The organism is Streptomyces sudanensis (assembly GCF_023614315.1).
GTDB lineage: Bacteria > Actinomycetota > Actinomycetes > Streptomycetales > Streptomycetaceae > Streptomyces > Streptomyces sudanensis.
This window is the reverse complement of the sequence record NZ_CP095474.1, coordinates 4,078,659-4,091,189: the sequence shown is the minus strand read 5'-3', so window position 1 is coordinate 4,091,189 and position 12,531 is coordinate 4,078,659. Positions and strand designations below refer to the sequence as shown.

Genomic DNA, 12,531 nt, shown 5'->3' with positions numbered 1-12,531 from the left:
TCCNGCGGAGGCCGGCGTTCCNGCGGNNCGCNGCGGGCGCGGGCGNGGCCGCNAGGGCGCGGGCCAGGGACGGGCGGGCCTCCGGCTGCGCGGTGAGGGCGCCCGGGACCGCGCCCGCGGCGAAGCGGGGGTCGGTCAGGGCCAGCCGCAGGGCGTGCCGGTGGCCGACGAAGCGCGGGTCGACGACGGCGACGCGCTCGCCGGCCGGTACGGCGGCGAGCAGCGCGGCGGTCTCCTGCCGGTCCGCGGCGGCGCGGACCTCGAAGCCCAGCGACCGCAGATCGCCCTCGAGCGGCGATCCGGGTACGGGAGGACCGGTGAGGATGGCGGTCGACAGACGAACCCACTCCTTGGAGCTGACGGCGGCTGGGGCGGCGGCCCGGCCCGGTCGCGGGCGGCGGCACGTCGGCAGAGGCTATCGGATGGACGGAAGGCGCAGCTCACCCAGGTTTCCCCGGGCGGGGGCGCCCGGCCCGGCGGCGGGGTCATCATCCTCGATCACCCGCTCGGCCCACAAACCCCAGGTCGGGGCCGCCTCGGGGGCCGCCGGGCCGGCCGGCTCCGCACGGGGTGGGGCCGGGGGCCGCCGCGGCCGGAGAAGTACAGGTCAGGGGGGATGACAACGGTCTTCAGCGTCGGCTTGCCCATACCCCCCACCCGTAGTTGACTGCCGCCCGGAAGGCAGTCACTGACCCGACCGGGAGGCGACCTCATGGGGGCTGGACACCACCACGGGCACACACACGGAAGTCCGCCGGCGGGCACGGCCGGCGCCGCGCACCGGTGGCGGCTGCGGGTGGCTCTCGGGATCACGCTCAGCGTGATGGTCGTGGAGATCGTCGGCGGCGTCCTCGCCGACTCGCTCGCCCTGATCGCGGACGCGACGCACATGGCGACCGACGCGGTCGGCCTGGGCATGGCGCTGCTCGCCATCCACATGGCGAACCGCCCGGCCACCGCGAAGCGCACCTACGGCTACGCCCGCGCGGAGATCCTGGCGGCGCTGGCGAACTGCCTGCTGCTGCTGGGGGCCGGCGGGTACGTCCTGTTCGAGGCGGTCCAGCGGTTCGTGGAGCCGGCCGAGACCAAGGGCGGGCTGACGGTCGTCTTCGCCCTGGTCGGTCTGGCCGCGAACATGGTGTCCCTGTCGCTGCTGGTGCGCGGGCAGAAGGACAGCCTCAACGTGCGCGGCGCCTACCTGGAGGTGCTGGCGGACGCGCTGGGGTCGGTGACGGTGCTGGTGGCCGCCGGGGTGATTCTGGCCACCGGCTGGCAGGCGGCGGACCCGATCGCGTCGCTGGTGATCGCCGTGATGATCGTGCCCCGGACGGTGAAGCTGCTCCGGGAGACGCTGGACGTGCTGCTGGAGTCGGCTCCGAAGGACGTGGACATGGCGGAGGTGCGGGCGCACCTGCTGGCGCTGCCGGGGGTGGAGGACGTCCACGACCTGCACGCCTGGACGATCACCTCGGGGATGCCGGTGCTGTCCGCGCACGTGGTGGTGGAGGCGAGCGTGCTCGACGGCGGGGGCCACGAGAAGGTGCTGCACGACCTGCGGGAGTGCCTGGTCGGCCACTTCGACGTGGAACACTGCACGTTCCAGCTGGAGCCGAGCGGCTACGCGGCGCACGAGGCGGGCCTGTGCCACTGACCCGCCGGGCCGCCGGGCCGCGGGCGCCCGGCGGAGGAACCGGGGACGGCGGTCGGCGCCGCCCCGGCGGCACGCTCCACGTCCCCTCCCGTCCGCGGGTGCCCGGCCGGTACGGCAGGCCGGCCCCGCCCGTCCGAAAGGCTTCCGCGTTGTCCCACGACGGCCCCTCCCCCGCTNTNCTCATNTANANANCTCCGCTGGCGGACCCGCCCCGAGACGGACGCCGACCGCGCCTTCGTGCACGCGGTGAACGCGGCGGCCTTCGAGACCTCCGCCGAGGCGGACCTGGTCGACGCGCTGCGCGCCGACCCCGACGCCTGGCTGCCGGGCCTGTCGTACGTCGCCGAGGCGCCGGACGGCTCGGTCGCGGCGTACGCGCTGATCACCCGCTGCCGCGTCGGGGACGCCCCGGCCGCGGCGCTGGCCCCGGTGGCGGTCGCCCCGGAGCACCAGCGGCAGGGCGCCGGCGGGGCCGTCGTACGGGCCGCCCTGGACGCCGCGCGGCTCGCCGGGGAGCCGCTGGTGCTGGTGCTGGGCCACCCGGAGTACTACCCCCGCTTCGGTTTCGTACCGGCCTCGCGGTACGGGATCCGGGCGCCCTTCGACGTCCCGGACGAGGCGATGATGGCGCTCCGGCTGGACCCCCGCGGGAGGACGCCCTCGGGCACCATCGCCTATCCGCCCGCCTTCGGCGTCTGAACCGCCCCTCCGCGCCCGCCCGTCCGGGCGCGGGGACGGTACGCCTGCGCGTGGTTTCCGTACGGCAGACTGGGGACTCGCCCCGCAGGGCCGAGAACCGATGCGAAGGATGGCTATGCCGACCACACCCGCCACCGCGGCGAACAGCTCGCCGGACGGAGCCGCGACGCCGATCATGCTGGAGCTGGTCGACGAGGACGGCAGCACCGTCGGCACCGCCGAGAAGCTGTCGGCGCACCGGGCGCCCGGCCTGCTGCACCGGGCGTTCTCGGTGTTCCTCTTCGACGGGGAGGGGCGGCTGCTGCTGCAGCGCCGGGCCCTGGGCAAGTACCACTCGCCGGGCGTCTGGTCGAACACCTGCTGCGGGCACCCGTACCCGGGCGAGTCCCCGTTCACGGCGGCCGCGCGGCGGGTCTTCGAGGAGCTGGGGGTGGCGCCGTCGCTGATGGCCGAGGCGGGGACGGTCCGCTACAACCACCCGGACCCGGCGTCGGGCCTGGTGGAGCAGGAGTACAACCACCTCTTCGTGGGGATGGTGCGGGCTCCGCTCCGGCCGGACCCGCGGGAGGTGGAGGAGACCGCGTTCGTGACGGCGGCCGAGCTGGCCGAGCGGCAGGCGTCGGCGCCGTTCTCCGCCTGGTTCACGACCGTCCTCGACGCGGCCCGCCCGGCCGTCAAGGAGCTGACGGGGGCGACCGGCGGCTGGTGAGCGCCCGGCGCCCGGCGGCGCGTCCCCGGCCGCGGGGGGCGGATAGCATCCGGCGCATGGAGCCGCAGCTGGAGCACCGTGTCACGGACGGGGTCGCGACCGTCGTCATCAGCAATCCGGCGAAGCGCAACGCCATGACCGCCGCCATGTGGCGGGCGCTGCCGGAGCTGCTGGCGGAGCTGGCCGCCGACCGCGAGGTGCGGGCGCTGGTCCTGACGGGCGCGGGCGACACGTTCTGCGCCGGGGCGGACATCTCGACGCTGCACGAACCGGACGACCGCCAGCAGGCGCTGGCGGTGCGCGCGGAGGAGGCCCTGGCCGCCTTCCCCCGGCCGACGCTCGCCGCCGTGCGCGGCTACTGCGTGGGGGGCGGCTGCCAGCTCGCCGCCGCCTGCGACCTGCGGTTCGCGGAGGCGGGGGCCCGGTTCGGGGTGACGCCGGCGCGGCTGGGCATCGTCTACCCCTCCTCGTCCACCCGCCGGCTGGTCTCCCTGGTCGGGCCGTCCACGGCGAAGTACCTGCTGTTCTCCGCCGAGTTGATCGACGACGAGCGGGCGCTGCGCACGGGCCTGGTCGACGAGGTGCTGCCGGCCGGCGGACTGGACGGCCGGGTCGAGGCGTTCACCCGGGTGCTGCTGTCGCGGTCGCCGCTGACGCAGGCCGCCGCGAAGGAGTTCGCCGCCGGGCTGACCGGGCGGGACGCGCACTGGGCGCGGGAGGCGGCCGCCAGCGGCGACCGGGCCGAGGGCGTCGCCGCGTTCCTGGAACGGCGGCGTCCGCGCTTCACCTACCGGAGCCGGCCATAATTCCCTCCGCACCGGACCGCCGGTCGTTAACGTGTGCGACATGACGAAGACGACCCTTCCGTCCCCGGCCGTGCGCCGCTGCCACCGCCCGGTCAACCTCTTCCACGCCGCCGTCTACTTCTCCCCGGAGTACGGCGAGGAGCTGGGCGCCGCCGGCCTTACCGACCCGCACGCCGCCTACTTCGCGGGGCGGGCCGCCGCGATGGGCGCGGTGGGCGCCGGAGTGGTCTGCGGGGCCTTCTACAGCTTCAACCACGCCCTCATAGCCCGCCACCTGCCCGCCGTGTGGGACACCGCGTCCCCGGCGGACGTCCTCGCGGCGCGGCTGCGCGCGGCCGACCGGTTCGCACGGCGGGTGCTCGGCGACGACGCCGGCTCGGCCGCCGTGGCGGAGGCCGCCGAACTGGCCCTGCGCGCCGCGGAGGCGTGCACCCGGCACGCCCGGCCGCTGTACGCCGCGCTCGCCGACCTGCCCGTGCCCGAGGAGCCGCACCTGGCGTACTGGCACGCGGCGATGCTGCTGCGCGAGCACCGCGGGGACGCCCACCTGGCCGCCCTGCTGGACGCCGGACTCGACCCGCTGGAGGCCCTCGTCAGCCACACCGCGAGCGGCGCGGGGGCCTCGCCCGGCTGGGTGCTCCTCTCCCGCGGCTGGGAGCGGTCCGACTGGGACGCCGCCGTGGAGCGCCTGCGCGACCGCGGCCTGGTGGACGGGGAGGGCGCGCTCACCTCGGCGGGCACCGCGCTGCGCGAGGAGGTGGAGGCCCACACGGACCGGCTGGACGCGGCGCCCTACGCCCACCTCGGCGCGGCCGGGGTCGAGCGGCTCACCGAGCTGGCCGAGGGCTTCCGCGCGGCGCTGACCGCGGCCGACGCCCTGCCGCCCTCCTACGCCCTCGGGCGGAGGTGACCGCCCGGGCACGCGTCCGGCGCCGGCCGGGCGCGTGCCCGGGACGGCGCGCCGGGGGGAGTGCGGCGCCTTACCGGCCGGGCGGGCAGAATGCGAGCGCAAGCCGGAAGCAGGGGAAGGCGGGTCGGGACACACCGTGACGACGTCCATCGAAGGCAGGATCGCCGAGGAGCTCGGCGTACGGGAGCGGCAGGTCAGGGCGGCCGTGGAGCTGCTGGACGGCGGCTCGACCGTGCCGTTCGTCGCCCGCTACCGCAAGGAGGCGACCGGGGCGCTCGACGACGCGCAGCTGCGCGCCCTGGAGGAGCGGCTGCGCTACCTGCGGGAGCTGGAGGACCGGCGCGCCGCGATCCTCGACTCCGTGCGCGAGCAGGGCAAGCTGACCGGGGAGCTGGAGGAGCGCATCCGCCGGGCCGACACCAAGGCCCGCCTGGAGGACGTCTACCTGCCGTTCAAGCCGAAGCGGCGCACCAGGGCGCAGACCGCCCGGGAGGCCGGGCTCGAACCGCTGGCCGACGGGCTGCTCGCGGACCCGGGCACCGAGCCCCTCGCGGCCGCCGCCGCGTACGCCGACCCGGACCGGGGGGTCGCCGACCCGGCCGCCGCGCTGGAGGGCGCGCGGGCGATCCTCACCGAGCGGTTCTCGGAGGACGCCGACCTGATCGGCGAGCTGCGCGAGCGGATGTGGACGCGCGGGCGGCTGGTGGCGAAGGTCCGCGCGGGCAGGGAGGAGGCGGGCGCCAAGTTCGCCGACTACTTCGACTTCGCCCAGCCGTTCGCCGAGCTGCCCTCGCACCGGGTGCTGGCGATGCTGCGCGGCGAGAAGGAGGACGTGCTGGAGCTGGTCCTGGAGCCGGAGGAGCCGGTGGAGGGCCCGTCCACGTACGAGGGGCTGATCGCCCGGCGGTTCGGGATCGCCGACCGGGGCCGCCCGGCCGACAGGTGGCTGCTGGACACGGTCCGCTGGGCGTGGCGCACCCGCGTCCTGGTGCACCTCGGCATCGACCTGCGGCTGCGGCTGCGCACGGCCGCCGAGGACGAGGCCGTGCGGGTGTTCGCCGCGAACCTGCGGGACCTGCTGCTGGCCGCGCCCGCCGGGACGCGGGCGACCCTGGGCCTGGACCCCGGCTACCGCACGGGCGTCAAGGTCGCCGTGGTCGACGCGACGGGCAAGGTCGTGGCGACGGACACGATCCACCCGCACGTGCCGCACAACAAGTGGGACGCCTCCCTGGCGGTGCTGGCGCGGCTGGCGAAGGAGCACGCCGTCGAGCTGGTCGCCGTCGGCAACGGCACGGCGTCGCGCGAGACGGACCGGCTCGCCGCGGACCTGATCGCCCGCCACCCCGAGCTGGACCTGACCAAGGTGATGGTGTCGGAGGCGGGCGCCTCGGTGTACTCGGCGTCGGCGTTCGCCTCGCAGGAGCTGCCGGACCTGGACGTGTCGCTGCGCGGGGCCGTGTCGATCGCGCGGCGGCTGCAGGACCCGCTCGCCGAGCTGGTGAAGATCGACCCGAAGTCGATCGGGGTCGGCCAGTACCAGCACGACCTGTCCGAGGTGAAGCTCTCCCGGTCGCTGGACGCGGTGGTCGAGGACTGCGTGAACGGCGTCGGCGTGGACGTCAACACGGCCTCGGTGCCGCTGCTGTCGCGGGTGTCGGGCATCGGCGCGGGGCTGGCCGAGAACATCGTGGCGTACCGGGACGCCAACGGGCCGTTCCGGTCGCGGCGGGCGCTGAAGGACGTGCCGCGCCTCGGCCCGAAGGCGTACGAGCAGTGCGCGGGCTTCCTGCGGATCCGCGGCGGCGACGACCCGCTCGACGCGTCGGCGGTGCACCCGGAGGCGTACCCGGTGGTGCGGCGGATGGCGAAGGCGACCGGCGGGGAGGTCGCGGCGCTGATCGGGGACGCGGGGGTGCTGCGGTCGCTGCGCCCGGAGGACTTCGTCGACGGGAAGTTCGGCCTGCCGACCGTCGTGGACATCCTGCGGGAGCTGGAGAAGCCGGGCCGCGACCCGCGTCCGGCGTTCCGCACCGCCGCGTTCAAGGAGGGCGTCGAGAAGATCGGCGACCTGGCGGCGGGGATGGTGCTGGAGGGGGTCGTCACCAACGTGGCGGCGTTCGGCGCGTTCGTGGACGTCGGCGTCCACCAGGACGGCCTGGTGCACGTCTCCGCCATGTCGCGGAACTTCGTGAAGGACCCGCGCGAGGTGGTGAAGCCGGGTGACGTGGTGAAGGTGAAGGTGCTCGACGTCGACGTGCCGCGCAAGCGGATCTCGCTGACGCTGCGCCTGGACGACGAGGCGGCGGCCGGCGCGGCCGCCGAGGGCCGGCCGCCCCGCGAGCGGGGTGCCCGTCCGCCGCGGCTGCTCCCGNNNNGNNNCNNNGGNGCCGGCAGGCGCCGCCGCCCGCCGACGGGGCGATGGCGGAGGCCCTGCGCAGGGCGGGCTGCTGGGCGGCGGCCAGGGCGGGGACCGCCGCCGCTGAGCGCGGTGCGCGGCCGCGTGAGGGGCGGGCGGGGGTGCTCCCGCCCGCCCCTCGCGCGTCGCGGTCCCAGCGTGCGGGCGCGGGCGGGCCGTGTGAGTCTGGCCGGGTCGCCGGACCGTCCGGCGGCGGAGGCGACGACGGAGGCGGAGAGGGTCGTGAACCAGATCGGCGACAAGCCCGAAGAGGTCCGCAGGCACCACGAGGAGGCGCGGCACGCGGCCGGCGCGGAGGACGGGGCCGAGCGGCCCGAGCGGTCCGGGGACGACCCGGAGGAGGACCGCGCCCGCGGCGCCCTGCCCGACGGCGGGGCGCCCGGGGACGGGGCGCCCGGGGACGGGACGCCCGGGGACGGGGCGCCCGGGGACGGCGCGTACGACGCGTACGAGGAGCCGGAGGACCGCCCGTAGCCCGGCGGGGCCGCCCGCATCGTGGGGGCCGCCCGTGACCCCGGCGGGCCCGCCGCCCGTACCGTACGGGGGCTGCCGCCCGTCGTACGGGGCGGCCCCGGTCACACCTCCGTGACCCGGCCGTCCGCGACCTCGACGCGGCGGGTCACGTGGACGGCGTCGAGCATGCGCCGGTCGTGGGTGACCAGGAGCAGCGTCCCGGTGTACTCGTCGAGGGCGGCCTCCAGCTGCTCGATCGCCGGCAGGTCGAGGTGGTTGGTCGGCTCGTCCAGGACGAGCAGGTTCACGCCCCGGCCCTGGAGGAGGGCGAGGGCGGCGCGCGTCCGCTCGCCCGGCGAGAGCGTCGTCGCGGGGCGCAGGACGTGGGCCGCCTTGAGGCCGAACTTGGCGAGGAGGGTGCGCACGTCCGCCGGCTCGGTGTCGGGGACGGCCGCGCAGAAGGCGTCCAGCAGGGTCTCCTCGCCGTGGAACAGCCGCCGCGCCTGGTCGACCTCGCCGACGACGACGCCGGAGCCCAGCGCCGCGTGGCCGGCGTCCAGCGGGAGGCGGCCGAGGAGCGCGGCGAGGAGGGTCGACTTGCCCGCGCCGTTGGCGCCGGTGACGGCGATCCGGTCGGCCCAGTCGACCTGGAGGGTCACCGGGCCGAACGCGAAGGCGCCGCGCCGGACCTCGGCGTCGCGCAGCGTCGCCACGACGGTGCCCGAGCGGGGCGCGGCGGCGATCTCCATGCGCAGCTCCCACTCCTTGCGGGGCTCCTCCACGGTGTCCAGCCGCTCGATCATCCGCTGGGTCTGCCGTGCCTTGGCGGCCTGCTTCTCGCTGGTCTCGCTGCGGAACTTGCGACCGATCTTGTCGTTGTCGCTCGCCTTGCGGCGGGCGTTCCTGACGCCCTTGTCCATCCAGGAGCGCTGCGTCCGGGCGCGGCTCTCCAGGGCGGCCTTCCGGTCGGCGTACTCCTCGTAGTCCTCGCGGGCGTGCCGGCGGGCCGTCTCCCGCTCCTCCAGGTACGCGTCGTAGCCGCCGCCGTAGAGGGCCGTCCGCTGCTGGGCGAGGTCGAGTTCGAGGACCCTGGTGACGGTGCGGGCGAGGAACTCGCGGTCGTGGCTGATGACGACCGTGCCCGCGCGCAGGCCCCGTACGAACTCCTCCAGCCGCTCCAGTCCGTCGAGGTCCAGGTCGTTGGTGGGTTCGTCGAGGAGGAACACGTCGTAGCGGGAGAGGAGCAGCGAGGCGAGGCCGGCGCGGGCCGCCTGGCCGCCGGAGAGGGCGGTCATGGGCCGGTCGAGCCCCACGGTGAGGCCGAGTGCCACAGCGGTCTCCTCCGCCCGGTCGTCGAGGTCGGCGCCGCCGAGGGCGAGCCAGCGCTCCAGGGCGGCGGCGTACGCGTCGTCGGCCCCGGGCGTCCCGTCGACGAGCCCCTGCGTCGCCGCGTCCATCGCCGCCTGCGCCCCGGCGACGCCGGTGCGGCGGGCGAGGAAGTCCGCCACCGTCTCCCCCGGCCGCCGCTCGGGCTCCTGGGGGAGGTGGCCGACGGTGGCGGTGCGCGGCGACAGCTGCACTTCGCCGTCCTCGGGGGTGTCCAGCCCGGCGAGGAGGCGCAGCAGCGTCGACTTGCCGGCGCCGTTGACGCCGACGAGGCCGACGACGTCGCCGGGGGCGACGACGAGGTCGAGGCCGGAGAAGAGGGAGCGCTCGGCGTGTCCGGCGGCGAGGTTCTTGGCGACGAGGGTGGCAGTCATCAGGAGGCCGATCCTAGGCCAGCCCGGGCGCCTCCGGCCGCCTCCGGCCGTCCCGGCGCCCCGGGCGCCCGGCGGCGGTGCGGCGGCCCGCCCGGACGGGGTGGCGCGGGGGCGCGTCGCGGCGGGAGGCCCGGGGGCGGCGGCCCCGCCGGTACGGCGGCCGGGCGAGGGCGCGGGTGCCGGGTCCGGGCCGCCGGGCGGTGGCNGGGGCACGGGAGGGGGCGCTCCGTGCGGCGTCCGGGCGGGCACCGGCGGGGGCGGACCGTACCGCCCGCGGCGGCGGCGCGGAAGAGGACGATTGCGGGACAGGAGCGGCAGAGGGGGACGGGACGGGCCCCGGGGGGCCCATGTCGGCCGGATGACGATCCCGCGGCGGCGCGCGTCGTGGACATGATCAGGGGCGCCGGGGTGAATAGCTCTCAGAACACCGGCCCTCCGACGACTTGGAGAGACACACGTGCACCGCAGACTGTTCGTCCCGGGCGTGATCACGGCCTCCCTGCTGCTGGTGGTCCCGGCATCGGCCGCCGACTTCACGCCCGGCGCTCCGAGCATCGGCGACCCCTACTATCCGGCCAGCGGCAACGGCGGGTACGACGTCGCCCACTACGACCTGCGGCTGAAGTACCAGCCGTCGACGGACCTGCTGGAGGGGACGGCGACGATCCTCGCCACCCCGACGCAGAACCTGTCCCGCTTCAACCTGGACCTCGGCCTGAAGGCGCTGGAGGTGCGGGTGAACGGCCGGAAGGCCGCGTTCACCGCGTCGGGCTCGCAGGAACTGGAGATCACCCCGGCCGTGCCGCTGCCGAAGGACCGACCGGTTTCGGTCGTCGTGCGGTACGCGGGCAAGCCGTCGGAGGTGAAGATCGACGGGTGGACGGCGTGGCACCGCACCCCGGACGGCGGGGTCGCCGCGCAGCAGCCCGAGTCGGCCGCCTGGTGGTTCCCGTCCAACGACCACCCGCTCGACAAGGCCACCTTCGACGTCTCCGTCTCCGTCCCGGACGGCTCCCAGGCCATCAGCAACGGCGTGCTGCTCTCGCAGAGTTCGCGGCTGGGCTGGACCCGATACAACTGGCGGTCCGACAAGCCGCAGGCGACGTACCTGGCGACGCTGGCGGTCGGCAGGTTCGACCTCACCACCGACACGACCGCCAACGGCCTGCCGGTCGTCAACGCCTACAGCAAGGACCTCGGCACCAACGACGGCGCGGCGCGCGCGAGCGTCGAGCGGACCGTCGAGATCGCGGAGTGGCTGGAGGAGGTCTTCGGGCCGTACCCGTTCAACGCGCTCGGCGGGTACGTGCCGAACGTGCGCAGCGGGTACGCGCTGGAGACGCAGACCCGGCCGTTCTACAGCCCGCGCCAGTTCGCGAACGGCTCCAACACCTCGGTGGTCGTCCACGAGCTGGCCCACCAGTGGTACGGCGACAGCGTGTCCGTGAAGGGCTGGAAGGACATCTGGATCAGCGAGGGCTTCGCCCGCTACAGCCAGTGGCTGTGGTCCGAGCGCCAGGGCGAGGGCACGGCGCAGGAGCTGGCGGACTGGGTGTACGCCTCGCACCCGGAGGACGACCCGTTCTGGACGGTCAAGCCGGGCGACCCGGGTCCGCAGAACCAGTTCCACCTCGCCGTCTACGACCGGGGCGCGCTGACGCTCCAGGCCCTGCGCAACGAGGTGGGCGACGAGGACTTCTTCCGCATCCTGAAGGGCTGGCCGACGGAGCGGGCGTACGGCAACGCGAAGGTCGCGGACTTCGTCGCGTACGCGGAGCGGATCTCCGGCAGGCAGCTGGCCGGCCTGTTCGACACCTGGCTGTACCAGCCGTCGAAGCCGCAGACCCCGCCGGCCCAGGTGGGCGCGGCGGCCCGCACGGCGGCGAAGGCGCCGGTGAGCCCGCCGAAGTCCTGGTCCGAGATCGCCGCGACGAACACGGTCCACGACTACGGCGACCACGGCGACCACGGCGACCGCCACGGGCACGACGGGCACGGGCACGACGGGCACGGGCACCACGGGCACGGGCACCACGGGCACGACTGATCCCGTCCCCCGTCCCCCGTCCCCCGTCCCCGGACCGCCGGCCCCGGAAGGGACCGGCGGTCCGGGCGTTCCCCGGCNNNCGCCCGCCGGCACGGGTCCCGGCGGGCGTCGGCGGGCGGGCGTCAGCGTGCGGGCCGCCCGGCGCGGTGGGTGTTCCCCGCGCGGTGGGCGCGCCGGGCCTCCCGGGCGAGCGGGAGGTAGCGCAGCCGCTCGGGGAGGGCGGGCACCACGGCCCGCGCCACCAGGCCCAGGAGGCGCAGCCTCCGCTCCTGGGCGTCCGACCAGTCCAGGCCGATCGCCTCGCGCGCCTCGGGCGGCAGGAAGCCCACGGCGACGAAGGCGCGGAAGCGGAGGAACGGCGGCCGCAGCAGGGGCCACAGGGCGCGCAGCGCCGGCCTGAGCGCCCGGGGCCCGCGGTCGGGGGGCGGGATCGGGGCGTCGGTGGCCAGCAGCTCGCCGACGACGGCGGTCCGCTCGACCTCCTCGGCCAGGACCTCGCGGTAGTACGGCCAGAACTCCTCGATCGTCTGCGGCATGTCGCGGTCGCGGACGCCGAGGACCCGGCCGACCCGCAGCCACTCGGCGTAGAACGCCCGCTCCTGCTCCGTGGTCATGGGGCGGACGAGGTAGCGGCTCGCGTGGCGGTGGACGGGGAAGCCCGTGGCGTGGACCCAGGCGTAGGGGGCCGGGGCGAGGGCGCGGTACGGGCGGCCGTGGGCGTCGGTGCCCCGGATCCCGCGGTGGAGGCGGCGCAGGCGCCGGCCCTCCTCGGCGGCGGCCTCCCCGCCGTACACCCACAGCTGGAGCGAGCGCAGGGACCGCTCGGCGCGGCCCCAGGGGTCGGTGCGGAAGACGGAGTGCTCGTCGACCCCGGCGCCGACGGCCGGGTGGGCGACCTGGAGGACGAACGCCGAGGGCAGCATGAGCAGGCCCCGCACGTCGCCCGCGAGGCTCCACAGGACCCCGCCGGGAGGAGGCGGCACGGGGCGGTCGGCGGCCTCGTTCATGGGTGCTGCTCCTGGTTCCGCGGGGCCCGAGGGGAGCCCCGCCGCGGGACGGGACGGGGNCNNNCGGGCC

Annotated in this window: 10 protein-coding genes and 1 pseudogene; 8 read left to right on the top strand and 3 right to left on the bottom strand. The window is 76.2% G+C overall.

Annotation, left to right across the window (positions count from 1 at the left end; translation table 11 throughout):
* Positions 1-53 precede the first annotated feature (53 nt).
* Positions 54-337 (bottom strand): annotated as a pseudogene (locus MW084_RS18835) (CDP-alcohol phosphatidyltransferase family protein); the annotation flags it as partial.
* Between the two features lie 375 nt (positions 338-712).
* Here MW084_RS18835 and MW084_RS18830 point away from each other — a divergent pair.
* The 7 genes from MW084_RS18830 (at position 713) to MW084_RS18800 (ending at position 7,668) form a co-directional block, all read left to right on the top strand.
* On the top strand, positions 713-1,651 hold the full coding sequence (locus MW084_RS18830) for a cation diffusion facilitator family transporter (protein ID WP_029553846.1): 939 nt from the start codon (positions 713-715) through the stop codon (positions 1,649-1,651).
* A gap of 192 nt (positions 1,652-1,843) precedes the next feature.
* On the top strand, positions 1,844-2,350 hold a 507-nt coding region (locus MW084_RS18825; RefSeq protein WP_275563698.1), incomplete at its 5' end, for a GNAT family N-acetyltransferase.
* A 115-nt stretch (positions 2,351-2,465) separates the two neighbouring features.
* Positions 2,466-3,059, top strand: coding sequence for an isopentenyl-diphosphate Delta-isomerase (idi, locus tag MW084_RS18820; protein WP_010475081.1), 594 nt, complete (start codon positions 2,466-2,468; stop codon positions 3,057-3,059).
* A gap of 56 nt (positions 3,060-3,115) precedes the next feature.
* Entirely contained in the window at positions 3,116-3,865 is a 750-nt protein-coding gene (locus MW084_RS18815) for an enoyl-CoA hydratase/isomerase family protein (protein ID WP_010475083.1), read from the top strand.
* 40 nt (positions 3,866-3,905) lie between these two features.
* The gene (locus tag MW084_RS18810; protein WP_010475085.1) at positions 3,906-4,775 is read left to right on the top strand and encodes an SCO6745 family protein; all 870 of its coding nucleotides are present in this window, start codon (positions 3,906-3,908) and stop codon (positions 4,773-4,775) included.
* Positions 4,776-4,911: 136 nt separating this feature from the next.
* A partial coding sequence (locus MW084_RS18805) for a Tex family protein (protein ID WP_275563697.1) occupies positions 4,912-7,149 on the top strand: 2,238 nt, incomplete at its 3' end.
* Positions 7,150-7,416: 267 nt separating this feature from the next.
* Positions 7,417-7,668, top strand: coding sequence for a hypothetical protein (locus MW084_RS18800; protein ID WP_029553848.1), 252 nt, complete (start codon positions 7,417-7,419; stop codon positions 7,666-7,668).
* A 101-nt stretch (positions 7,669-7,769) separates the two neighbouring features.
* On the opposite strand, the gene MW084_RS18795 is transcribed toward MW084_RS18800, so the two are convergent.
* Positions 7,770-9,407 (bottom strand): ABC-F family ATP-binding cassette domain-containing protein, encoded by a 1,638-nt coding sequence (locus MW084_RS18795; RefSeq protein ID WP_275563696.1) that lies wholly within the window; start codon positions 9,405-9,407, stop codon positions 7,770-7,772.
* A gap of 457 nt (positions 9,408-9,864) precedes the next feature.
* On the opposite strand from MW084_RS18795, the gene MW084_RS18790 reads away from it, so the two are divergent.
* Complete coding sequence (locus tag MW084_RS18790; RefSeq protein ID WP_010473852.1) at positions 9,865-11,454, top strand: M1 family metallopeptidase; 1,590 nt, start codon at positions 9,865-9,867, stop codon at positions 11,452-11,454.
* 122 nt (positions 11,455-11,576) lie between these two features.
* Here MW084_RS18790 and MW084_RS18785 read toward each other — a convergent pair whose 3' ends face one another.
* Positions 11,577-12,461, bottom strand: coding sequence for an oxygenase MpaB family protein (locus MW084_RS18785; protein WP_010473850.1), 885 nt, complete (start codon positions 12,459-12,461; stop codon positions 11,577-11,579).
* Positions 12,462-12,531: the final 70 nt, after the last annotated feature.